Source organism: Plantibacter sp. M259 (assembly GCF_006065115.1).
In the GTDB taxonomy this organism is placed as follows: Bacteria; Actinomycetota; Actinomycetes; order Actinomycetales; family Microbacteriaceae; genus Plantibacter; species Plantibacter auratus.
The window spans coordinates 30,266-53,357 of record NZ_CP040750.1; the positions used below are offsets into that span (position 1 = coordinate 30,266).

The following is a 23,092-nucleotide window of genomic DNA, read 5'->3' on the forward strand; positions in this document are numbered from 1 at the left end:
GAGCCACCATGCGCGAGGTCCACGCCTCCCTCTTCCAATCCGTCGACGGCGTCGTCGAGTCGCCCGATCAGTGGCAGTTCGACCACTTCGACGCCGACATGGGCGCCATGATGACCGAGGCGATCGCTCCGATCGACGACGTCCTGCTCGGCCGCGTGAGCTACGAGCAGTGGAGCGGGTTCTGGCCGACGGTCGGCGACGACGACCCGTTCGGCTCCTTCATCAACCCCGTCCGGAAGCACGTCGCATCACGCACCCTGGCGGGCCCGTTGTCCTGGGAGAACGCGACGCTCATCCCCGGCACGCTCGAGTCCTTCGTCGAGGAGCTCAAGCAGCAGGACGGCGGGCGCATCGCGGTGCAGGCGAGCATCTCCGTCGTGCGGCAGCTCCTCTTCGCCGGTCTGCTCGACCGGCTCACCCTCATGATCCACCCGGTCGTCGCCGGCGCCGGGCGTCATCTGTTCGAACCGAGCGACCCCGTGACACGCTTGGAGCTCGTCCACTCGGTGCGGACGAGCTCCGGCAACGTGCTTTCGACGTACGCTCCCCGCGCCTAGGCGGGTCGCCGCACGGCCGACTCAGCCCAGGTGGACGGCCTGCTGGTCGCCCGAGGGCAGAAGGTCCTCCTTGCGACCGCGGATGCAGACGACCGCGATGACGCTCGCGATCACGAGGCCGACCGCCGCCGCGATGAACGCCGCCGAGTAGCCCTGGGTGAACGCCACGAGCTGCGACGTCTGATCCGTGACCGTCGCCTGGTCGATGACACTCGCGTAGACCGTGGTGAAGACCGACAGACCGATCGACCCACCGATCTGCATGGAGGCGTTCGCCGTGGCGGAGGCCGCACCGGCGTCGTGCGGTGCGACTCCCGTCAGCGCGAGGTTCTGCATCGGGACGAAGATCATCGCCATGCCGATCCCGAGCACGAGGAGCGCCGGCAGCACCTGGACGAAGTAGTCGCCGTCAGCCGTGATGCGGCTGAGGTACACGAGGGCGGCCGCCGCGATGAGCGGACCGACGATGAGCAGCGGGCGCGGGCCGATGGCCGGCAGGAGCTTCGTGGCGATCGGGGCGACGATCATGATCGCGACGGTCATCGGGAGGGTCGCGATGCCCGCCTCGAGCGGCGGGAAGCCGAGCACGATCTGCAGGTGGAACGTCAGGTAGAGCAGCGCCCCGATCATGACGCTGCCGACGATCATCTGCATGAGGAAGGCACCACCGCGGACCCGGTCCGCCACGATGCGCAGCGGGAGCAGGGGCTGCGCGACGCGCATCTCGATGAAGACGAAGAGGGAGAGGAGTCCCGCACCGAGCGCGAGGAAGCCGATGGTGTCGGCGCTCCCCCAGCCGCCCTCGGCCAGCGTGAAGCCGTAGACGAGGGAGCCGAGGCCCAGGATGACGGTGATCGCGCCGAGCCAGTCGTAGCGGTTGTCGCCCTCGGCCTTACTCTCGGTCACGAGGATGAGGCCGGCGATGAGTCCGACGATCACGAACGGCACGTTGACGAGGAGGCACCAGCGCCAGTCGACGAACTCCGTGAGCACGCCGCCGAGGATCAGGCCGACGGCCGCTCCCGCACCGGCGACGGTGCCGAAGACGGCGAAGGCCGTGTTGCGGTCGCGTCCGTGGGAGAAGGTGACGGTGAGGAGCGCGAGTGCGGCAGGTGCCATGAGCGCTGCGAACACGCCCTGCAGACCGCGAGCGACAATGAGCTCGGTCCCGCTCTGGGCGAACCCACCGAAGGCCGATGCGGCGCCGAAGCCGACCATGCCGACCAGGTAGGTGCGCTTCCGGCCCCAGTAGTCGGCGATGCGGCCACCGAGCAGCAGCAGGGCGCCGAACGCGAGGGCGTAGGCCGTGACGACCCACTGACGCTGCGTGTCGGACAGCTCGAGCTCCTGCTGGGCTGCCGGAAGGGCGATGTTCACGATCGTGCCGTCGAGGACGACGATGAGCTGCGTCATCGCGAGGACGACGAGGACCCACCAGCGGCGGGCCGGGGAACCGGACGGTGCGTTGGTGGGATGCGATGCGGTGGCTGCGGATGCAGACAAGGAGGACCTCCGTGCGAGGGGTGGGGGCGCTGGGGGTTTCCAGCCCCAGATCGATGCTCGGCACACGGCGCGAGTGCAGCACGGTGCGGACGATCAACCACCCCAACCACGAAGTCGGGCAGAGGACCAGGATAGCGGATGTCGACCTCGCTGCACCCGTCAGGCCATGCGGATCACGCCGAGGTGACGAGCTCCAGGACGGCCTCCGGGTGTTCCACCGCCGCGAAGTGCCCGGTCGCCGGCAGGGTGTGCAGTCGGAGGTCCGGGACCAGGGCGGCGAGGACGGCTGTGTCGTCGGGCCCGATGAAGACGTCGCGGTCGCCCATCATGCAGCGGACGGGACACCGCACGCCGCGCCAGACGTGCAGGTCGTAGGCGGCGGCCGCTCGGGCGGCCAGGAGGAACGATGCGGGCCGGACGTCGGCTGCGAGCGCGTCGACGACCGACCGGTCGAGGTCCCGGCGTCGTCCGAACAGGGGCGACATGAGCGGTGCGAGCAGGCCGATCCGGTTCAGCGCGCGGACGAGCCCGGGCCCGCGTTCACCGAGCGTCTGCAGGACACGCATCCCGAGGAGCATGCCCGCGAACCACGGGAGCCGGACGCCGCCACCGACCGGCTGGCGGATCGCCTCGACGACGCCGATCCCCGTCGGTGAGACGAGGTCGATCCGGATCGTCGCCTCGGGTTCGCGGACAGCGAGGTCGAGCGCGACGAAGCCGCCGAGCGAATGCCCGACCACGCGCCAGGACCGGTAGCCGAGGGAGCGGGCGACCGTCGCGACGGCTGCGGAGAGGTCTCCGACCGTCACCGGGTCGGCGGTGGGAAGCGCCGATTCACCCCACCCCGGGAGGTCCACGGCGATGACGTCGTCGACGACCGCGCCCCGCTCGTCGTCGGCACGGAGGAGTGGTGACCAGGTGGTCCAGGAACCGGCGGCGCCGTGCAGCAGGATCGTGGCCGGTCCGCCCGCTTCGCGACCCGCCCGGACGGTGACCGGTCCGATGTCGGTGTCCACCGTGACGCGTCCCAGGCCGAGCGCGGTCGCATCGGTGGTGATCACGGAGGGTTCGTCCGGCGGGGCGGGACGCGAGGAGTTCACGGGCATGCGTGTCATTCGGAAACGAGGTGCCGCTCGGATCGGTGCTCGATCGACGACGCCGGTCCCCCGGCACGGCGCGCAACCCCCCTTCAGGTCGCGAACCCGGCCGCTACCGTGGTCTGATGCCTGAGAACGCACGCGCCGCCGCAGACCAAGCCGCTGGAACCGCACAGAACAGCACGGCCCTCCGTACCCTCGCCCGCACGGGCCACGCCGTCAACGGCTTGCTCCACGTCCTCATCGGCGGGATCGCGATCTCCATCGCACTGTCCGGCGCGAGCGGTGGATCCGGCGGCGGCGGTGACGCGGACCAGTCGGGTGCGCTCAAGACGCTTGCAGGCACGCCCGGCGGGATCGCGATCATCTGGGTCGTCTCCGTCGGACTGTTCGCCCTCGGTCTCTGGACGGCGATCTCCGCCTTCCTCGTGCGCGAGTCCGACACCCGCAAGCGGTGGAGCAAGCGGATCTCGACCGCCGGTCGCGCGATCGCCTACTTCGCCGTCGGATCGACCGCGCTGACCTTCGCCCTCGGCGGCAGCCAGGACTCCTCGCAGTCCAGTCAGGGCCTCACGGCGACCCTCCTGTCCTCCCCCGGTGGGGTGTTCGTCGTCATCGTCGTCGGCCTCGTGGTCATCGGCATCGGCGGCTTCTTCGTCTTCAAGGGCGTCACGCGGAAGTTCCTCGAGGACGTGCACCCGCCCACCGGCACGACGAAGCGCGCCGTCGTCGTCCTCGGCGTCGTCGGATGGGTCGCCAAGGGGATCGCGCTGATCACCGTCGGCATCCTGTTCCTCGTCGCGGCCGCCACCCAGGACCCCGAGAAGGCCTCCGGCATGGACGGCGCCATCTCGGCATTGGCCGCGCTCCCGTTCGGCGTCGTCATCCTGCTCGTGGTCGGCGTCGGGCTCATCGCCTACGGACTCTTCTGCGGTGCCCGGGCGCGCTGGGGCAGCCTCTAGGACGGTGAGGCGGGCGCCTCGGGCGGCGACGCGGACGGGTCGGCTCCAGACCATGTCCTGCAAACGCTTGCGTTGCGACTACCGTTAGGAGTATGACGTCTTCTGATTCCACGACGCAGCCCGAGGCGGAACCCGCCGGCGCTACGCAGACCTTCTCCGACCTCGGCCTCGACGACGCGGTGCTCAAGGTACTCAAGGACGTCGGCTACGAGACCCCGTCCGCCATCCAGGCGGCCACCATCCCGCTGCTGCTCGAGGGACGCGACGTCGTCGGCCTCGCACAGACGGGCACCGGCAAGACCGCGGCGTTCGCCCTGCCGATCCTGTCCCGCCTCGACATCACGCAGAAGACGCCGCAGGCGCTCGTCCTCGCGCCGACCCGCGAGCTCGCCCTCCAGGTCTGCGAAGCGTTCGAGAAGTACGCCACCCACCTGCGCGGCGTCCACGTCCTGCCCGTCTACGGCGGCCAGGGCTACGGCGTCCAGCTGTCGGCCCTCCGTCGCGGCGTCCACATCGTCGTCGGCACGCCGGGTCGCATCATGGACCACCTGGAGAAGGGCACCCTCGACCTCACGGAGCTCAAGTACCTCGTGCTCGACGAGGCCGACGAGATGCTGAAGATGGGCTTCGCCGAGGACGTCGAGACGATCCTGGCCGACACCCCGAAGGACAAGCAGGTCGCCCTGTTCTCCGCGACGATGCCGTCGTCCATCCGTCGCATCTCCGCGAAGTACCTGAACAACCCGGAAGAGATCACGGTCAAGACGAAGACCACGACCTCGGCCAGCATCACGCAGCGCTACCTGACGGTCTCGTACCCGCAGAAGGTCGACGCCCTGACCCGCATCCTCGAGACCGAGAACTTCAGCGCGATGATCATCTTCACGCGCACGAAGAACGAGACCGAGACGCTCGCGGAGAAGCTCCGGGCGCGCGGTTACTCGGCGGCCGCCATCAACGGCGACGTCGCCCAGGTGCAGCGCGAACGGACCGTCAACCAGCTGAAGGCCGGCAAGCTCGACATCCTCGTCGCGACCGACGTCGCCGCGCGCGGTCTCGACGTCGAGCGCATCAGCCACGTCGTCAACTACGACATCCCCGTCGACACCGAGTCCTACGTGCACCGCATCGGCCGCACCGGCCGCGCCGGGCGCACGGGCGACGCGATCAGCTTCGTCACGCCGCGCGAACGCCACCTCCTGAAGGCCATCGAGCGGGCCACCCGCCAGCCCCTCACGCAGATGCAGCTGCCGAGCGTCGACGACGTCAACGCCACGCGCCTCACCCGCTTCGACGACGCGATCACCGAAGCGCTCGGCCAGACCGACCGGATCGAGCGTTTCCGCGAGATCATCGGCCACTACGTCTCCCACCACGACGTCCCCGAGGCCGATGTCGCGGCGGCCCTGGCCGTCGTCTCCCAGGGCGAGACGCCGCTGCTCCTCTCCGCGGAGGACGAGCGCCGCCGTCGTGAGGAATTCGACAACACCAACCGTAGCAATGACCGCGCCGGTCGCGACCGTCGCGACTCCGGCGACCGCGGCTCACGCTTCGACCGTAGCGACCGCGGCGATCAGGGCGACCGTCCCGAGCGTCGCAGCCGTCCGTCCAGCGGACCGATGGCCCCGTACCGTATCGCCGTGGGTCGTCGCCAGAAGGTCGACCCGCGTCAGATCGTGGGCGCGCTCGCGAACGAGGGCGGTCTGAAGCGCGAGGACTTCGGCGCGATCCAGATCAAGCCGGACTTCTCGATCGTCGAACTGCCGGCGAGCCTCGGCAACGACGTCTTCGACCGCCTCGAGAACACCCGCATCAGCGGCAAGCTCATCGAGCTCCGTCCCGACCGCGGCGGCCCGGCCCGCCGACGCGACGACGAGGGCGGCACGGGCGGCGGTTCGTACGACCGCAAGCCGCGCTCCTAGCTCGCACACACACGACGAGGGCCGGACGGAATCCTGGGATTCCGTCCGGCCCTCGTCGTTCCGCACCCGGCGGGGTGCGTCCGTCAGTCGCGCGGGTCGAGCACGCTGGTGACCACGGCGTAGTCCGCGTCGAGCGCGATCTCGAGCTCGTCGCCGTTCTCGAGGAGGACGTCGACCTCGAACGCCTCGCCCGGGTCGTCGCTGCGGTCGACGTCGGTCACGGCACCGCCCTTCGCCTCGGCGAGCGCTGCCTTCGAGGCCGCGTCGAACTCGGTGTCGGTCAGCGGCACGTCGTCGGCGTCATGGGCGTCGCGATCATCGGTGGCCGCCGTGGTGTCACCGTCGTCGATGGCGGTGCCGCCGTCGCGGTCGGTGTTCGACGCCGCCGTGACGCGGTCGTCGTCGGCGTCCCCGAACTCGTCCACGGCGTAGGCGGCACCGGCTCCACCGAGGGCGAGGGCCCCCACGACGATCGCGGTGATCCACACGGGCTTCCGGCGCCAGAAGGCCGGCTTCCCGGTGGTCGCCGGGGTCGCGGGGATGGCGGTGTGATCGGTCGCCTCGACGCGCTCGACGGGTTCGATGCGCTCGGTGGCTGCGGTGGGCTGCGTGGGATCGGTGGGCTGGGAGGCGGTGTTCTCGTTCATGTGCCCCAGACTGTCCGAGGAGCGCTGAAGCGGACCTGAAGCGAGCTGAAGCCGCGTTCAGGAAGCGGACGACGCCGGGAGCGTGACGATGAACGCCGCCCCGCCGAGCGCGCTGTCGACGAGTTCGATCGAGCCGCCGTGCAACCGCACGACGTCGGCCACGATCGCCAGGCCCAGGCCCGATCCGCCGGCGTCGCGCGAACGGCTCTCGTCGAGGCGGACGAACCGTTCGAACACGTGTGCGCGGGACTCGACCGGCACACCGGGGCCGTCGTCCTCCACGGAGATCCTGATGAACCGGCCGTCGGTGGCGGATCCGAGTCGGACGACGGAGCGCGCGTGCCGGACGGCGTTGTCGACGAGGTTCCGCACCACCCGGGCGAGGAGCACGTCGTCGCCGTCGACCCTCGCCGCCGCGACGGCCTCGGACTCGACGCGCAGTCCACCGGCGGATCGGAGGCGAGCAGCCTCCGCCAGCAGGAGGTCGTCGACGTCGACCGTGCGCCGCGCGGTGCCCGTCGCCCCTTCATCGAGCTTCGCGAGCAGCAGGAGCGACTCGACGAGCCCTTGCATCCTGGCGCCCTCCTCGAGGACCGTCGAGGACAGCTCGGCCGGGTCGACCCGGTCCGGGTGGAGCGCCGCCACCTCGGCGTACTGCCTGATCACCGCGAGCGGTGAGCGGAGTTCGTGCGAGGCATCCGACACGAACCGCCGCTGCGCCGTCTGGGCGTCCTCGAGCCGCTCGAGCATCCCGTTCATCGTCCCGGCGAGGCGACCGATCTCGTCGCCCGTGGCGGGGACCTCGATCCGTCGGTGCAGCTCGCCCGCCCCCAGCTCCGAGACCTCACGGCGGATGCGCTCCACCGGCGCCAACGCACGTCCGACGAGCAGCCACGTCAGTCCGCCGACGAGGGCGACGAGCACGGGCACCGCGATGAACAGGAGCATCGACACGAGTCCGACGGCATCGTCGGTCTCCTCGAGGGAGCGGCCCGCGAGGACAACCAGGTCACGGCCGTCGACGTCGACGTCCTCGCTGGCGAACAACACCGGCTCGTCATCGACGACCGAGACGAAAACATCACTGTCCGGGATCGGCGTCGGGAGCTCGATCTCGTCGTCCGTCCGGTCCACGACACGGCCGTCCTCGACGAGGACCAGGAGTCGACCGTCGTCCTCGGGCAGCGTCGTCGCGTCCGCCGCGACCAGTTGCGCCGAGACGCCCTCCGCCTCGGCCGAGGCGCTCTGTTCGACGCCGGAACGGAGCGCCGCGGAGAACAGCCCGACGAACGCGACGGAGCCGACCCCGAGGAACAGTCCGACCGCGAGCACCGATCCCAGTGCCGCGCGGCCTCGGACCGACCGCCACAGCCGCCGTCGGGGCGCGACCGCTCCGTGCGGCCCGGCGTCAGCCACGCCCGCCCGCCAACCGGTATCCGAACCCGCGCACCGTCTCGATCGAGGCGCGCTCGAAGGGGCGGTCCACCTTGTTGCGGAGATGCCCGACGTAGACCTCGACGATGTTGGGGTCGCCCTCGAAATCGTCGTCCCAGACGTTCTGCAGGACCTCGCGCTTCGACACCACCTCGCCCCCGCGTCGCATGAGGAACTCGAGGACCGCGAACTCGCGCGAGGTGAGGTCGATCGGGACGTCGCCTCGGTGGACCTGCTTCGAGGCCGGGTCGAGCCGCAGTTCGCCGACCTCGAGCACCGCTGGCCGCTCCCGCGATCCACGTCGGACGAGTGAGCGGATCCGCGCGACGAGCACCGCGAAGGAGAAGGGTTTGCTCAGGAAGTCGTCGGCACCGGTGTCGAGGGCTTCGACCTGGTCCCAGTCGCCGTCCTTCGCGGTGAGCATGAGGATCGGGGTCCAGTCGCCCGCGTCGCGGAGCTGCTGACAGACGCGGTAGCCGCTGAGGCCCGGCATCATGATGTCGAGGATGACGGCGTCGTAGCGATGCTCGCCGGCCATCCACAGGCCGTCGACCCCGTTCGCAGCGACGTCGACCGCGAAGCCCTCCGCTTCGAGCCCCCTCCGAACACCGTCGGCGAGTCGCACCTCATCGTCCACGACGAGTATCCGCATCCGGTGCGACCTCCAGGCTCCGTGCCGGTCGACGGTCGAGCGGCGCGTCCCAGTCTGGCGCGGACAAGCTGAAGCAGCGCTGAAGCCGGACGGTCCGGCGTGGACCCGCGTCTAGGCTGGGCGCATGGGTGATGAGGACCGCCGGAAGCGAGCCGCCGAGCAGGAGGCCCGGGCGCTGCGTGCGCTCGAGTCGATCAGGAACGGCGGCGATCTCGGCAAGGAGACGCTCGACCTCTCGAACGAGTACTCCGACGGACTGGGCACCCGCGTCGCAGCGTGGTTCCGCGGCGCGAGGCGCCGGAAGGACTGACCGCCGTCAGCCCGCCTGCCCCGGGTGCACCGGGTAGTGGCTCGTGATCGAGACGCGGTTGAAGGCGTTGATGACGATCGCCAGCCAGCGGACCGCGGCGATCTGACCGTTCGTGAGCGTCGACAGGTCGTCGTCCGGCAGGCGCCGTCGGTGCTGCACGTCCGCGATCAGGGTGACGTCCTCGGTGATCGCGAGTGCGGCCTGCTCCACCGGGCTGAAGTACTCACTGTCGCGCCAGGCGGACAGGATGGCGAGGCGTTCCGTGGTCTCGCCGAGCGCGATCGCGTCAGCGACATGGAGACGCAGGCAGTACGCACAACCGTTCATCTGCGAGGCCCGGATCCGGATCAGCTCCATGAGCCGCTTGTCGATGCCGGCGTCGAGAGCCGCACGACCCGCGGCGCGTCCGGTCTCGACGAGCGCCTGATAGACCTCGGGTGATTCCTTGTCGAGCCAGACGTCGGCGCTCATGGGGTTCCTCTCGTCACTGGGCGGGCGCGATCCCGCACACCACTCGTCCACGCTAACGCGCGTGACTCGAGGACGTCACCGTGCGGTGTCACCGCGGCGGGATGTCCTGGCGCGTGACCGGGACCGCCGGCGCTTCGTCGTGGGGTCGCAGTTCCATCCGCCGACTGCCGCAGGCCGTACACCGGAGGTAACGCAGCGACCCCTCCGAGGTGGTGTGCGCCGACTCCGTCGCCCACGTGTGGCGGCAGGCGTCGACGGCGTTCGGCGAGGGTTCGGAGGACTGCGGGGGTGCGTCGAGGATGGTCATGACTCCACCGTGATGTAATGGCGTTATGCATCTCAACCCTTACGGTTCGTACGCCGTCCTCCTGGCCGCGTCGCTGGCGAACGACTGGCCCGACGACCGGGACGCCATCGTCGCCCGCACCCGCGAGCACGGGATGACGATGCCCTTCACCGAGGTCCCCCGTGACCACGCCCGCGTCCGCCGGGTCGTCGACGAGTGGCTGACCGTCGTCGATGCAGCCGACGATCAGGCCAGGGCGGCCGCGCTCAACCGCCAGATGGCCTCCGCGGCCGCGTTCCCACGGCTGACGGACCACGACGGCGAGGGGTGGCACCTGCACTATCGCGACGAGCACCAGGCGCTCCCGGACGTCCTCGCCGCGGTGATCAGCGTCGGGACCGCCCTCCACCTGACGACGAGGGGGATGCAGCGTCTCGGTCGGTGTGCGGCGGGGACCGAACCCGGCGACACCTGCCGGCGGGTCGTCGTCGACGTCACCCGCAACGGCCGTCAGCGCTACTGCTCGGTGCGGTGCGCCAACCGGTCGGGCGTCCGCAGGCACCGCGCACGCGCGGGCGGCTCAGCCCGCTGATCGGGCGTCGGGCAACAGGAACCAGACGCTCGCTCCCCCGAGCCCAGACTCGTCGATCTCGATCCGGCCACCGTGCGCCTCGACGATGCGCCGACAGGTCGAGAGGCCGATGCCGAGGCCGGCGACCTCGCTCCCCGCCGCGCGTTCCATGAGGTCGAAGACGCGCTCCCGCTGCTCCGGAGCGACACCGGGACCGTTGTCCTCGACCGCGACCAGCACCCCGGCGGAGACCCGTTCTGCCTGCACCAGCACGTGCGGCACGACTCCGGAGGCTGCACTGAACTTCACCGCGTTCGCGATCAGGTTCTGCAGCAGCGCGCCCAGCAGCGTCTCGTCGCCGTGCACTTGGAAGGGCGTGTCGACGTCGACGGTCGCGCCGGTCGAGGTGATGGTCGCATCGAGGTCCTCGACCACCGAGGACACGAGGGGCTCGAGGTCGATCGGGACGCGTCGCGGACGGGCGCCGCCGATCCGGGCGAAGTCGAGCAGGTCGGTGATCATCGCCGCCATCCGGTCGGCGGCGGACTCGGCTCGCGCGAGCGCCTTCGCCGCGTGCGGCGCGTTCACCATGTCCGGGCTGTCGGTCGCGAGCTCGAGGAACCCGGAGACCGCCATGAGCGGGTTGCGCAGGTCGTGGCTCACCTGGCCGGCGAACTGGGCGAGCTGCTCGTTGGACTGGCCGAGCTCGTGCGTGAGGCGGAGCAACTCGAGGACGTCGACGACCTGCCTCGCGAGGAGGTCGAGGGCCTTGCCATGTTCTGGGGAGAGCTCGCGGACACGGTCGTCGAAGATGCACAGGGTGCCGATCGGGACGCCGTCGGGGGTGACGAGCGGGCTCGACGCGTAGAAGCGGACGCTGGCGAGCTCACCGGTCACGAAGGGGTTCGCCGCGAAACGAGGGTCCTCCCGAGCGTCTGAGACGATCGTCCGCACCTGCTGTTGGAACACGACCGCGCACATCGAGTCCTCGCGCGAGCAGCTCGCCGGTTCCATCCCGACCGCAGCGATCTGGTGTTGGAACCGGTCGTCGATGATGTTGATGACGGCGGTCGGCACGTCGCACATGGTCGCGGCGAGGTGGACGAGGCTCTCGAGGTCCGTCTCGGGCGGACGACCGACGACCTGGTACTCGGCGATCGCGGCGCGCCTCGTGATGTCCTCTGCGGTGATCACGCGCGCCCTTTCGTCGTCGGAATCCGGAACGTGTCCATGCTACCCATCCAGGGCACATGCACTGCCCCGGCTGTCGGATACGTCCGGGATGTGCCACTCGCCACCCGGAGGGTCGACTGTCGCTCACGCGAGCTGGAGGCGCCTCCAGGCGAGTTGGGCGAGCACCGCGGCCTGCAGATCCAGGACACCGTCGTCGAAGACCGCGCGCTCGGAGTGCAGGGCGACGGATCCCTCGTCGGGGGCGGCGCCGACGAAGACGAGCGTGCCGGGGACCTCGTCGAGGATGTAGGCGAAGTCCTCCGACGCCATCGACGGCACCTCCTGGCGGATGACCCGGTCGGGCCCGACGAGTGAGTCGAGCGTGCTGAGGACGAACCGCGTCTCCACCGGATCGTTGACGGTGACGGGGTAGGACGCGATGAACGTCGACTCGAGGGTGCAGCCGTGCGCCTCGGCGATCGCGGTCAGCAGCTGCGGCAGCTGCTCACGGACCGTCTCGAGCGTCGCCTTCGACAGCGTGCGGATGTTCGCCTCCAGGCTGACGGCCGAGGCGAGCACGTTGCTGGCCTCGGAGTCGCTGCTCAGCCGGGTGATGGAGATGACGGCCTGGTCGGTGGCCGGGAGCCGACGGGCCGCGAAGGTCTGCACGGCGAGGATGAGGTGTGCGGCGACCGGCACCGGGTCGACGGCGAGGTGCGGGAACGCCGCGTGACCGCCCGTCCCGCGGACGGTGAGCTGCAACGCGTTGGCACTCGCCATCATCGCGCCCTCCCGCGTGACGAGCTGACCGCGTGGGGTGCTGCAGTCGACGTGCAGCGCGTACGCCGCCACGGGTCGCTCTCCGGCGAGGTCGAGCAGACCTTCCTCGAGCATGATCCGCGCGCCGGCCTGGCCCTCCTCCCCGGGCTGGAACATGAACACGACCGTGCCGGCGAGGTCGTCGCGACGGGCGACGAGCAGCCTGACGGCACCGAGGAGACCCGCCATGTGGAGGTCGTGGCCGCAGGCGTGCATGGCCCCGGAGGTCGACGCGAACGGCAACCCGGTCGCCTCGGTGACCGGCAGACCGTCCATGTCGGCACGGAGCAGCACGGTGGGGCCCGGGGCACCGCCCCGGAGGACGGCGACGACCGAGGAGAGTCCGGTGCCCGTCGTGACCTCCAGGCCGAGGCCCTCGAGTTCGCGCAGGATGATCCGCTGGGTTCCGGGCAGGTCGAGGCCGACCTCGACGGCCTGGTGCAGCTCACGTCGGACGGCGATCAGCTCGTCGCGCATCGCGGTCGCATGCTCCTGGAAGCCGGTCATGAGCGGATCCCCTCGTCCCGCGGCGAGCGCCGGTACACCTGCTCGCCGCGGATCCAGGTCTCGGCGACCCGGACGGTGGCGATCTCGTCCGCGGGACGGAGAAGACGTCGCGGTCGAGGACGGCGAAGCTGCCGTCGTATCCCGTGGCGATCCGACCGACGCTCTCGAGCGGCGAGAGCAGGCCGGCTCGTCCCGTGTACAGCAGAAGCGCCTGGGCGACGCTGATGGCTTCCTCGGGGACGAAGTCGGCGCCGTTGTAGGCCTGCCGTCGGACGGCGGCCTCGACGGAGAGCATGACGTCGTCGGCGCCGCTCCAGGCGGTGGCCGGGCGGTCGGAGGAGAGCGCGAGCGGCCCGATGGTGCGGAACAACCGGGCGATCGGGTAGGTGTCGGGGACCTGTTCGGCGCGGAGGGCGAGCTCGTAGCCGTCGTACTCGGCGAAGAAGAACACGGTGTGGGTGGCGATCCCGAACGTCATGCGCGCGGAGCGGAGCCGTTCGGCGTACTCCTCGCTGATGATGGTCGCGTGCTCGATGCGGACGGAGGGGATGCCGTCGAGCCAGGGCTCCTGGTCTTCGAAGAGGCTCGCGACGCGGTCGAGGGCGCTGTCGCCCATGGCGTGCACCGCGAGCTGGACGCCGTTGCGGCGAGCCCAGGCGCCGGCTGCGAGGACGTCGTCGTCTTCGACGAGTCGGAGTCCGTGGTCGCAGGATTCGGGATACGGTTCGGCGACCCAGGCGGTGCGGTTCGAGTAGGCCCCGTCGAGGACGACCTTCACCCCGCCGATGCGGATCCGCCCCTCGCGATCGTCCGGAGTCAGCTCGGCGAGTGGCGCGGCGGGGTCCCAGCCCGGGTAGAGGGCGACGCGGGTGCTGAGCCCCTCGGCGGCAGCGGCGCGGAAGGCGTCGAGGGGGTCGTGCAGTCGGTTGGACAGCAGGTCGCACACGGCGACGATCCCTCGCGAGGCCAGTTCCTCGCCGATCGCGACGAGCGAAGCGACCTGCTCGTCGCGTTCGGGCACCGGGATGAACCTGGCGACCGCCTCGACCGCGGCGATCTCGGTGAGGACGCCGTTCGGCTCGCCGTCCGGTCCGCGTTCGAAACGCGCACCGGACGGGTCGGGCGTGGCGGCCGTGATGCCCGCGAGGCGGAGCGCCGCGGTGTTGCAGACGGCGGAGTGGGCGTCGCAGCGCCAGACGAGGACGGGGCGTTCTGCGGACACCGCGTCGAGGTCGGCCGTGGTCGGCATCCGTCCCTCGGGGAACTTCGTGTCGTCGAACCCTCGGCCGAGCACCCAGGCGCTCGGCGCGGTCAGCGTCGCCTGGTGCTCTCGCAGCCGCTCCACGAGTCCGTCGATGGAGACCACTGAAGGCGGGAAGCACTCGGCGGCCACGGCGGTGGCGGCCATGAGCGCCGGGTGGGTGTGGCTGTCGATGAGGCCGGGGAGCACGGTGCGTCCGCCGAGGTCGACCGAGGGTTCCCCCGCGACCGCGGACGCCTCCCCCACCCAGTCGAAGCGGCCGTCGACGATGCGGAACGCGGAGGCGATGTCCGTCTCGTCGGTCCCGGTGAACACGCGGGCGTTCGTGAAGAGCTGCGAGCGGGTCGGCGTCGCGGTGGGTTGCGGTGTCACGGTGGGGGTCTCCGTCTCGGTCTCAGCTGCCATCAGATCGCGCGCCAGGTGAAGCGACCGCCGAGCAGGGTCGCGGCGACCGGCATCGACCGCAGCCGCTCGGCGTCGGCGTCGAGCGGGTCGAGGTCCGTGATGACGAGGTCGGCGGGTTGACCGACCGCGATCGAGGTGCGGACGCTCGCGGCCAGGGCCACGTCCAGCGGGAGCCGTTGCTCGGGGTGCCAGGCGTCGCGGCCGTCGCGACTCCGGCTCGTCGCGGAGGCGATCGCCTGCCACGGGTCGAGGGGCGAGACCGGAGCGTCCGAGCCGAGTCGGAGGCCGACGCCTGCGCGGTGCAGGGATCCGAACGCGAAGGCGCGATCCGTGCGGCCGCTCCAGTGGCGGTCGGCGACGTCCCGGTCGTCCATCGCGTGCTCGGGCTGCACGCTCGCGATGAGCCCGAGGCTCGCGAACCGGGCGAAGTCCTGCTCGCGCACGAGCTGGGCGTGCTCGATGACGCCGCGCATCCCGAGCGCTTCGAAGGTGTCGAGGACCTCGGTGTTGGCTCGGTCGCCGATCGCGTGGACGGCAGCCTCGATCCCGGCGCCCCTCGCTCGTTCCAGCAGTCGGCGGAGCTCGTCGACCGAGACGCTCTCGACCCCGCAGGCGTGCGCACTCGACGGGTCGACGCCCGGATACGGGTCCCAGCACCAGGCGGTCCTCGTGTTGAGGGAACCGTCGACGACGACCTTGAGTCGCCCCATGGTGAGGAGTCCGGCCGGGTCGATCGCGTCGCCGGTGCGGAGTCCCGCCGCGATGACGGACTCCAGGCGGTCGGGCCACGCGGCGGCCTCGATCCGCAGGCTCGTCGCGCCGTTCGCGATGCGCTCGGACCATTCGCCGAGATTGTCGGTGTTCTCGAACTCGACGACCCCGACGACACCGCGTCGGGCTGCCGCGTCGGCGGCGTCCCGGTAGGCGTGGGCGGCGAGCCCCGAGTGCTGGTCGATCCGCTGCAGCGCCTCGATCCACGGCGCTTCGGCGACCACACCGCTCGCGTCGAGGTCCAAGCCGAGTCGTCGCGCGGCGCGCGTGTTCATCCAGGCGCAGTGCAGGTCGCCGCTGACGAGGACGACGGGTACGTCCGATTCGGTGGCCTCCAGCGCGGCGAGCGTCGCCGGCTGCGTCCACAGGCCGTCGCGGAACCCGTACCCCATGAGGAGCCCGTCGGTGAGCGGCGCACCGGTGTCGACCGCGCGACGGACGGCCGCGAGGACGTCGGCCGCGCTGGCGGTGTCGGTCAGGTCGATCCGTCGCCGCTGGATCACCCACTGGGTCATGTGGACGTGGGCGTCCCAGAGCCCCGGTCCGATCGTGCGTCCGGCGACGTCGACGACCTCGCCGGACACCGGGGCCGTCCCGGCCGGTCCGATCTCGGCGATCCGGCCGTCGCGGACGAGGATGTCGACGGGCTCGCCGCCGGAGGGGCGCGCGTTCCGCAGCATGAGGTCGGTCACGGTGCGAGTGTCCCGTCCTCGGTGGTCGGCGCAGCCGTCCCCGTGTCGAGCCCGTGGAGGGCAGCCATGCGGGCGGCGAGGCTCGGGTTCCGGTACGGACCCGGCTCCCCGAGCGCCGTGACGACCCGTTCGACCACCTCGGCCGGTTTGTCCTGGCTCATCTTCTCCTTGGCCTCGAACCGGGTCACGCGTAGGCGGAATCCGACCGTCCCATGGACGATGCGTGCCGCGTACTCGCTGTTCGCGATCGTCCCGTTCATCAGGTACGGCTCGGGCAGCACACGCTCGAAGTGGGCGACGAGGCGGTCGAGCACCTGCAGGTTCTCCTCGTCCGAGAGCAGTTCAGGCACCCCGTACAGGTGCGCGACCGCGAAGTTCCAGGTGGGGACGGCCGGCGACGTGTCGTACCAGCTCGGCGACACGTACCCCTGGGGGCCGTAGACGATCACCATGGCCTCGTGCTGGCCGAGCTCGTGCAGTCGCTCATCCGGCCGCCCGACGTGGCTGAGGAGCACGATCCCGTCCTCGTCCTCCTCGAGCAGGACCGGATAGTGCGAGGACACGAGACCGCGACCCGGGACGTGACTGACGACCGTCGCCCAGGGGTGCTCGCGCACGAGTGCGCGGACCGCTTCGACGTCGCCCTGGACGTACTCGGTGGTGTGCCTCATCTGCCGCCTCCTGCGGTGCTCGGGGTGTCGACCGCGGACGCTGCGGCCGCCAGGGCCGTCGCCACGTTCGAGGGGGCTGCGACGCCCCGGACGCGCGCCAACCAGGCGGTCGTCGCGGCAAGGGCCCCGAGGTCGAGCCCGGTCTCGATCCCGAGCCCGTGGAGCATCCACACGAGGTCCTCGGTTGCGAGGTTACCGGTGGCGCCCTTCGCGTACGGGCAGCGACCCAGGCCACCCACGGAGGAGTCGAACTCGGCGACGCCCAGCGAGAGCGCCGCGTACACGTTGGCGAGTCCCTGCCCGTAGGTGTCGTGCAGATGCAGCGCGACCGCCTCGACCGGGATCCCGGCGGCGAGCACGTCCCGGACGACCCGGGTCGTGAGCCCGGGCGTCCCGACCCCGATCGTGTCGCTGACGGCAACCGTCGAACACCCGGCGCGGTGCAGCCGCACGGCGGCCTCGACGACCGTCGCCGGGTCGACCGCACCCTCCCAAGGGTCCCCGAACGCCATCGACACGTAGCCGCGCACCGGGACGCCATCCGCGGTCGCGGCGGCGACGACCTCCTCGGCCCGTTCGACGGCCCCCTCGCGCGAGGTGTTGAGATTGGCCCTGGCGAACGACTCCGACGCGCTCACGACGACGGAGACCTCCCGGACACCCGCGTCGATCGCCCGATGCAGGCCGCGGAGGTTCGGCACGAGGCCGACCGCCCGCGCACCCGTCGGCACGTCGAGGCCCGCGACGAGCCGTTCCGCATCCGCGAACTGCGGGATCCAGGTGGCCGGCACGAAACTCGTCACCTCGAGGTCCCGCGACCCCGCCTCGTACAGACGCCGACAGAGCTCCGCCTTCACCGCCGTCGGCAGGATGTCCGTCTCGGCCTGCAGCCCGTCGCGTGGCGCCACCTCGTAGACGCGCACCCGCGTCGGGAGACCGTCCACCGGTTCCATCCGGGGCTGCGGAAGGCCGCTCATGCCGACGTCGCCCGGAGCTCGTCGAGCACCTCGCGCGCGTACTCGACCCGGATCCGACGGTCGGCGACGATCCTCGCCGCGACCGCCCCGATCTCGTCCACGGTCGCGCCGGCGCTCGCCGCGATCGTACGGGCATGCAGGGTCATGTGGCCGCGCTGGATGCCCTCGGCGGCGAGCGCCCGACACGCGGCCAGGTTCTGTGCAAGGCCCACCGAGGCGATGACGGCCGCGAGTTCCCGGGCCGTCTCGACGCCGAGGAGGGTCACGCCCGCCTGCGCCGTCGGGTGTGCCTTCGTCGCTCCACCGACGAGTCCGACGGCCAGTGGGACCTCGATCGTGCCGACGAGGTTCCCGTCGGCGTCCTGCTCGAACTGCGACAGCGCCGAATAGCGACCGGACCGCGCCGCGTGGGAGTGGCAGCCGGCTTCGACCGCCCGGGTGTCGTTGCCCGTGGCGAGGACGACGGCCGTGATGCCGTTCATGATGCCCTTGTTGTGCGTGGCCGCCCGGTACGGATCGGCCTCGGCGAACGCGCTCGCGGCGACGATGTCGGCGACGACCTGCGCGCCACCGAGGAGGTCGGCGTCGAACACCGCCCTGGCACGGGTGATGCGCTGATCGGCCTTGTTCGTGAGGATCCGCAGGAGGGTCCGCGATCCGGCGATCTCGGCGATGCGCGGTGCGATCGCCTCGGCCATCGTGTTCACGGCGTTCGCACCCATGGCGTCGCGGACGTCGACGTGGAGGTGGACGATGACCTGCGTCCCCACGCGCGTCGGCAGGATCCGGACGTCGATGTCCCGGGCGCCACCGCCGAAGGAGACGAGGATCGGGTCGAGCTCGTTCGCGAGGGCGAGCAGTTCGTCGCGGGCCTCGAGGACACGGAGCCGCGCGGCGTGCGGGTCGACCGCGTCGAGGATCTGGATCTGCGCGATCATGACGTCGCCCGACGACGACGTCCGGAAACCGCCGTGCACGCGCGCGATGCGGGCGGCGTTGGAAGCCGCGGCGACGACGCTCGGCTCCTCGGTCGCCATGGGGACGAGTCGGTCCTCGCCGTTGATGGTGAAGTTCGTCGCGACGCCCACCGGGACGGCGATGACGCCGACGACGTTCTCCACGAGGTGGTCCGCCTGGGCGATCGACAGGCCGGCGTCCGGTCGCAGTGCGGCGAGCGCCTCCGCCGCGATCCCGGCCCCCTCGGCGACGAGGTCGAGCCGCTCGTCCGGCGTGTGGTCGCGCAGCCCCTGGATTCGGCTGTTTCTCGGCATGGGTCGCCCTTCGGTACAGGCAGACACCGGATCCTCGGTGCTGCGGTCAAGACGACCCTAGGAGCGGTGATCGTCGACGACGATGGGCGGATGACTCAGCGGATCGGCGATCGTGTGGGTGGATCCCACACCCCGCTGGACCGGCCGTCGCTTTAGACTCCTGAGGGACCAGTCAGGAGACCCGATGCGAGAGCCTGCCGACGTGCGAACGGCCACCGACCTCGTCGACGCCGAACCCGTCCACGACACCGAGCGGGAGCTGATCCGGCTGCGACGCCGCGAGCACGAGCTCTCCGCCCTGTTCTCCAGCGCCCGCGAACTGGCCGAGCTCCGCGACAGCGACGCCGTGCTCGCCAGGCTCGTCCAGCGCGCCCACCAGATGATGGGCGTCGATCTGGCCTACCTGTCCGAGTTCGACCCGGTCACCCACGAGCTGCGGGTCCGCGAGACGAGCGGCTCCGTCAGTCCGTCGTTCCAGACGCTCCGGGTGCCTCCCGGGCGCGGGCTCGCGAGCGTCGTCGTCGAATCGCGCACGGCCCAGTGGGTCGCGGACTACTCCGACTACTCGACCGACCGACACGAGCGCGGCATCGACGACGCGGTCGCAGCGGAGGGGCTCGTCTCCCTGCTCGGCGTGCCGATGCTCACGAGCGATGACGTCCTCGGCGTCCTCTTCGTCGGCAACCGCGACCGGAAGGACTTCTCCCCCGACGAGGTCGCGCTCCTGGCGGCGCTCGCGGACCACGCCTCGGTCATCCTCCAGACCACGCAGACCCTCCGCGACCTGCAGGACTCCGAGGACGCCAGCCGACGGAACCTCGCGGACCTCACCGCCCACCTCGTCGAACGCGATCGGGCGAACACCGTCCACCAGGAACTCGTCCAGGCGGTCCTCGCCGGGGGCGGTTTCGCACCCGTCGCGGAGACGCTCGCCACCGCGCTCGGCCGTGCGGTCGCCGTGACCGACGCGCAGGACCGGGTGATCGCGGCAGCCGGTCTCCCGCTCTCCCCCGGCATGCTCGACCTCGACGACGTCACCCGCGCGGCCATCACCGACAGCCGTCGCTCGGGCCACTGCGTCCTGGTCGCGAGCGGCGGTGTCGGAGCGGTCGCCGCCCTGTCCGCCGGCAGCCGGCACTTCGGCGCCCTCATCCTCGGTGACGGCGACTTCGAGCTCGGCGCCGTGGACCTCCGCACCGTCGAACGCGCAGCGCAGGTCGCGGCGCTCCTCGAACTGCAGCAGGAGGCGGCTTCAGGCGCGGACCACCGGGTCCGCAGCGAACTCATCGCCGACCTCCTCGACGACGTGCCCGAACGCCGATCCGACGTCGAACGACGCGCCAGGCGCCTCGGCATCGACCTGCACGAACTCGACTCCCTGCTCCTCCTCGCCGTCCCCGGAGACCAGCAGACCACCGCCGCCCGAGCGCTCGGCCGCCGACTCGACGACCATGCGCTCGTCGGCGAGTACCGCGGGTACGTCGTCGCCGCACACTCCTCCGGCCGTCGGCCGCTCGACGCCGACGCCGTCCGCCGACACGTCGCCGGCAGCATCCAGCAGCCCGTCGTCGCCGTCGTGCCCCGCACCGCCCCCGATGCCCTCACCTCCGCGTTCACCAGCGCGATGCGCACCGCCAGACTCATCGCCGCACTGGAACTCTCGGACCTCACCGCATCGACCGACGACTTCCTGCCCTACTCGGCGATCTTCGACACCGATGCGCGGGCGCTCGCCGACTTCCTGCGCGACACCATCGGACTCGTCCGGCGCTACGACGCCGAGCGGAACGCCGATCTGCTCGGGACGCTGCGCGCGTTCGTGCGGAACAACGCGAGCCCCACCCGCACGGCGCGCGCCTTGAACTTCCACACGAACACGATCCTGCAGCGCCTCGACCGGCTCGACCAGGTCCTCGGAGCCTCCTGGCGCGAGGACGAGCGCATGTTCCGGCTCGGCATCGCCGTCCGCCTCGACGAGCTCCGCGAGCAGTTGCAGGCCGGACGGTAGCCGAGGTCGCCGGTTCAGCGGTCCGTGTCCATGGAGAAGGCCTCCTCGCCCGATTGCGGGAACGGGTTCCCCGTCGGCGTGCCGAAGACGAGGATCATCTCGGCCACGGCGTCGGACTCGTTGCGGACACCGTGCACGAGCCCGGCCGGCGCGTAGAACGCGTCGCCGGATCGCAACAGCCTCCGGTGCTCCCCCGAGGTCACGACGAGTTCACCCGCGGTGACGACGTACAGTTCGTCGGAGCTGTTCGGCGAACAACTCGCGTCGGCACCCTCCAGGTGGAGGTGCTCGCCCTCGGCCGCTCCGGGTTCGAGGCGATACAGCATGACCGATGACGGCAGGGCCGTGGTCTGCTGGAAGTACCACTCCAGCTCGATCCGGCCCGGGCCCTCGTACAGCGCCACCTCGTGAGCGTTGTCGCCGAGTCGTTGCACGCGCATCCGGTTCCTCCTGGTGGTCGTCAATCGGTGGTGGGATCAGGTCCGGTAGAGGACGGGCATCGACTCGAGGAGTTCGCGCGTGTAGGCGTCCTGAGGCCGGGTCATGACCTGCTCCCCGTCCCCTCCTCCACGACGCGGCCGTTGCGCATCACCGCCACCCGATGCGCGACGTGATGGACGACCGCCAGGTTGTGGGTGATGAAGAGGTAGGTCACGCCCGTCTCCTCCTGGAGGCGGACAAGCAGATTGAGCACCTGCGCCTGCACGGAGACGTCGAGGGCCGAGGTCGGCTCGTCCAGGACGACGAACTCCGGCTTCGCCGCCATGGCCCGGGCGATCGCGATGCGCTGCCGTTGCCCGCCGGAGAACTCGTGTGGGAAGCGCCCCGCGGCGTCCCCTGGCAATCCCACCTGGTGGAGCGACTCGACGACCCGGGCTCGACGCGCGGCCGCGCCCATCCCCGCGGCGACGAGCGGTTCGGCGATCGAACGTGCCACCGTGAAGCGCGGGTCGAGGGAGTCGTTCGGGTCCTGGAACACCATCTGCACCCGCCGCCGGTGCGTCCGCAGCGCCGACCCGCGGAGCCGCGAGACGTCGCCACCGTCGAACTCGATGCGGCCCGAGCTCGGTCGCCGCATCAGCAGGATCGCCCGGGCGAGGGTGCTCTTCCCGGAGCCGGATTCTCCGACGAGTCCGAGCGTCTCGCCCCGGCGCACCTCGAGCGACACGTCGTCGAGCGCGAGCGTCGCATGCTCACCGTGGCCGAACCGTTGCGTGACGCCGTCGACGCGGAGCAGGGTGTCGCTCATCGGACCTCCTCCAAGACCGCCGGCGCCTCGGCGAAGTCGTTGTCGACGGGGATGACCGCCAACGGCGACCGCACCGGCACCGACGGTCGCGGAATGCTCTCGAGGAGCGCCCGAGTGTACGGATGCTGCGGATCCGCGAGGACCCGCTCGGCGCGACCGGTCTCGACGATGCGCCCGCGGTACATCACGGCGACCCGCTCGCAGAGCTGCCCGATGACGCCGAGGTCGTGGCTGATGAACAGCACGCCCATCCCCGTCTCGTCGCGCAGGGTCCGCAACAGCTCCAGGATCTGTGCCTGCACCGTCACGTCGAGCGCGGTCGTGGGCTCGTCCGCGACGAGCAGGGTCGGTCCGGCGGCCACCGCGATGGCGATCACGACTCGCTGGCGTTGACCGCCGGACAGCTGGTGGGGGTAGTAACCGAGCCGTCGTTCCGCGTCGGGCATCCGCACGAGGTGGAGGATCTCCAACGCCCGCGCCCGGGCCTGCCGTTTGTCGGCGACCCCGTGGATGCGGAGGACCTCGGCGATCTGCGCCCCGATCCGCATGCACGGGTTGAGGGCGGACATCGGCTCCTGGAACACCATCGAGGCGCGTGCACCGCGGAGCCCCGACCAGTCCCGTTCCGTGGCGCCCTGCATGTCGGTCCCCGCGACGTCGAGGCGGGACGCCGTGACCGTCGCCGAGTCCGGCAGCAGCCCCATCATCGCGAGGGCGATGCTCGACTTGCCGCTCCCGGACTCGCCGATCACCCCGACGATCTCCCCCGGACCGACACGCAGGGACACGTCCTGCACCGATGGCGCAGCGCCACCGTAGGCGATGCTCAGCCCCTCCACGTGGAGGGCGTCGACGTCTCGATCCATGGGTCAGACC

The 23,092-nt window shown here is 71.0% G+C and carries 23 protein-coding genes; 6 read left to right on the forward strand and 17 right to left on the reverse strand.

Annotated features, from left to right (window positions below):
- Window positions 1-8 precede the first annotated feature (8 nt).
- Window positions 9-557 carry a dihydrofolate reductase family protein gene (locus tag FGL15_RS00145; RefSeq protein WP_138944517.1) on the forward strand — a complete coding sequence of 183 codons (549 nt, stop codon included), beginning with the start codon at window positions 9-11 and terminating at the stop codon, window positions 555-557.
- 21 nt (window positions 558-578) lie between these two features.
- On the opposite strand, the gene FGL15_RS00150 is transcribed toward FGL15_RS00145, so the two are convergent.
- Complete coding sequence (locus FGL15_RS00150; RefSeq protein ID WP_240773677.1) at window positions 579-2,060, reverse strand: MFS transporter; 1,482 nt, start codon at window positions 2,058-2,060, stop codon at window positions 579-581.
- 173 nt (window positions 2,061-2,233) lie between these two features.
- Window positions 2,234-3,166: an alpha/beta fold hydrolase gene (locus tag FGL15_RS00155; protein ID WP_138944518.1), complete on the reverse strand. Its 933-nt coding sequence runs from the start codon at window positions 3,164-3,166 to the stop codon at window positions 2,234-2,236.
- A gap of 116 nt (window positions 3,167-3,282) precedes the next feature.
- Between FGL15_RS00155 and FGL15_RS00160 the strand changes: the two genes are divergently transcribed.
- Together FGL15_RS00160 and FGL15_RS00165 are read left to right on the forward strand one after the other, a co-directional pair.
- Window positions 3,283-4,119, forward strand: a complete 837-nt coding sequence (locus tag FGL15_RS00160; RefSeq protein WP_138944519.1) for a DUF1206 domain-containing protein — start codon at window positions 3,283-3,285, stop codon at window positions 4,117-4,119.
- A gap of 92 nt (window positions 4,120-4,211) precedes the next feature.
- Window positions 4,212-6,041: a DEAD/DEAH box helicase gene (locus FGL15_RS00165; RefSeq protein WP_138944520.1), complete on the forward strand. Its 1,830-nt coding sequence runs from the start codon at window positions 4,212-4,214 to the stop codon at window positions 6,039-6,041.
- Window positions 6,042-6,124: 83 nt separating this feature from the next.
- On the opposite strand, the gene FGL15_RS00170 is transcribed toward FGL15_RS00165, so the two are convergent.
- Genes FGL15_RS00170 through FGL15_RS00180 form a run of 3 tightly spaced genes read right to left on the reverse strand, consistent with a single transcriptional unit; the run spans window position 6,125 to window position 8,774 of the window.
- Window positions 6,125-6,688, reverse strand: a complete 564-nt coding sequence (locus FGL15_RS00170; RefSeq protein WP_138944521.1) for a hypothetical protein — start codon at window positions 6,686-6,688, stop codon at window positions 6,125-6,127.
- Between the two features lie 57 nt (window positions 6,689-6,745).
- Window positions 6,746-8,104, reverse strand: a complete 1,359-nt coding sequence (locus FGL15_RS00175) for a cell wall metabolism sensor histidine kinase WalK (protein WP_138944522.1) — start codon at window positions 8,102-8,104, stop codon at window positions 6,746-6,748.
- Complete coding sequence (locus FGL15_RS00180) at window positions 8,097-8,774, reverse strand: response regulator transcription factor (RefSeq protein WP_138944523.1); 678 nt, start codon at window positions 8,772-8,774, stop codon at window positions 8,097-8,099. The genes FGL15_RS00175 and FGL15_RS00180 overlap by 8 nt, the downstream gene beginning before the upstream one ends.
- A 124-nt stretch (window positions 8,775-8,898) precedes the next feature.
- On the opposite strand from FGL15_RS00180, the gene FGL15_RS00185 reads away from it, so the two are divergent.
- Entirely contained in the window at window positions 8,899-9,084 is a 186-nt protein-coding gene (locus FGL15_RS00185; protein ID WP_086475374.1) for a hypothetical protein, read from the forward strand.
- Window positions 9,085-9,090: 6 nt separating this feature from the next.
- Here the strand turns inward: FGL15_RS00185 and FGL15_RS00190 are convergent, their stop codons facing one another.
- The gene (locus FGL15_RS00190) at window positions 9,091-9,555 is read right to left on the reverse strand and encodes a carboxymuconolactone decarboxylase family protein (protein WP_138944524.1); all 465 of its coding nucleotides are present in this window, start codon (window positions 9,553-9,555) and stop codon (window positions 9,091-9,093) included.
- Between the two features lie 88 nt (window positions 9,556-9,643).
- On the reverse strand, window positions 9,644-9,862 hold the full coding sequence (locus FGL15_RS00195; RefSeq protein WP_138944525.1) for a hypothetical protein: 219 nt from the start codon (window positions 9,860-9,862) through the stop codon (window positions 9,644-9,646).
- 25 nt (window positions 9,863-9,887) lie between these two features.
- On the opposite strand from FGL15_RS00195, the gene FGL15_RS00200 reads away from it, so the two are divergent.
- Window positions 9,888-10,433 carry a CGNR zinc finger domain-containing protein gene (locus FGL15_RS00200; protein WP_138944526.1) on the forward strand — a complete coding sequence of 182 codons (546 nt, stop codon included), beginning with the start codon at window positions 9,888-9,890 and terminating at the stop codon, window positions 10,431-10,433.
- On the opposite strand, the gene FGL15_RS00205 is transcribed toward FGL15_RS00200, so the two are convergent.
- From FGL15_RS00205 to FGL15_RS00235, 7 genes are all read right to left on the reverse strand, one after another.
- On the reverse strand, window positions 10,422-11,606 hold the full coding sequence (locus FGL15_RS00205) for an ATP-binding protein (RefSeq protein ID WP_138944527.1): 1,185 nt from the start codon (window positions 11,604-11,606) through the stop codon (window positions 10,422-10,424). The two genes, FGL15_RS00200 and FGL15_RS00205, sit on opposite strands and share 12 nt — an antisense overlap.
- 123 nt (window positions 11,607-11,729) lie before the next feature.
- Entirely contained in the window at window positions 11,730-12,911 is a 1,182-nt protein-coding gene (locus tag FGL15_RS00210) for a M20 family metallopeptidase (protein WP_138944528.1), read from the reverse strand.
- Complete coding sequence (locus FGL15_RS00215) at window positions 12,850-14,577, reverse strand: amidohydrolase (protein WP_138944529.1); 1,728 nt, start codon at window positions 14,575-14,577, stop codon at window positions 12,850-12,852. Before FGL15_RS00215 ends, FGL15_RS00210 begins: the two co-directional genes overlap by 62 nt.
- Window positions 14,577-16,040 carry an amidohydrolase gene (locus FGL15_RS00220; protein WP_240773679.1) on the reverse strand — a complete coding sequence of 488 codons (1,464 nt, stop codon included), beginning with the start codon at window positions 16,038-16,040 and terminating at the stop codon, window positions 14,577-14,579. The genes FGL15_RS00215 and FGL15_RS00220 overlap by 1 nt, the downstream gene beginning before the upstream one ends.
- Entirely contained in the window at window positions 16,037-16,711 is a 675-nt protein-coding gene (locus FGL15_RS00225; RefSeq protein WP_138944530.1) for an FMN-binding negative transcriptional regulator, read from the reverse strand. The genes FGL15_RS00220 and FGL15_RS00225 overlap by 4 nt, the downstream gene beginning before the upstream one ends.
- Window positions 16,708-17,664 (reverse strand): hydroxymethylglutaryl-CoA lyase, encoded by a 957-nt coding sequence (locus FGL15_RS00230; protein ID WP_240773681.1) that lies wholly within the window; start codon window positions 17,662-17,664, stop codon window positions 16,708-16,710. The genes FGL15_RS00225 and FGL15_RS00230 overlap by 4 nt, the downstream gene beginning before the upstream one ends.
- Before the next feature lie 20 nt (window positions 17,665-17,684).
- A complete protein-coding gene (locus tag FGL15_RS00235) occupies window positions 17,685-18,959 on the reverse strand; it encodes a hydroxymethylglutaryl-CoA reductase, degradative (protein WP_138944532.1) in 1,275 nt (424 codons plus the stop codon).
- Between the two features lie 202 nt (window positions 18,960-19,161).
- Between FGL15_RS00235 and FGL15_RS00240 the strand changes: the two genes are divergently transcribed.
- Window positions 19,162-20,967, forward strand: coding sequence for a GAF domain-containing protein (locus FGL15_RS00240; RefSeq protein ID WP_205858662.1), 1,806 nt, complete (start codon window positions 19,162-19,164; stop codon window positions 20,965-20,967).
- 14 nt (window positions 20,968-20,981) lie between these two features.
- On the opposite strand, the gene FGL15_RS00245 is transcribed toward FGL15_RS00240, so the two are convergent.
- The 3 genes from FGL15_RS00245 to FGL15_RS00255 form a co-directional block, all read right to left on the reverse strand.
- The gene (locus tag FGL15_RS00245; RefSeq protein WP_138944534.1) at window positions 20,982-21,407 is read right to left on the reverse strand and encodes a cupin domain-containing protein; all 426 of its coding nucleotides are present in this window, start codon (window positions 21,405-21,407) and stop codon (window positions 20,982-20,984) included.
- A 101-nt stretch (window positions 21,408-21,508) separates the two neighbouring features.
- A complete protein-coding gene (locus FGL15_RS00250) occupies window positions 21,509-22,216 on the reverse strand; it encodes a dipeptide/oligopeptide/nickel ABC transporter ATP-binding protein (RefSeq protein WP_138944535.1) in 708 nt (235 codons plus the stop codon).
- Window positions 22,213-23,082 carry an ABC transporter ATP-binding protein gene (locus FGL15_RS00255; RefSeq protein WP_085514392.1) on the reverse strand — a complete coding sequence of 290 codons (870 nt, stop codon included), beginning with the start codon at window positions 23,080-23,082 and terminating at the stop codon, window positions 22,213-22,215. Before FGL15_RS00255 ends, FGL15_RS00250 begins: the two co-directional genes overlap by 4 nt.
- Window positions 23,083-23,092: the final 10 nt, after the last annotated feature.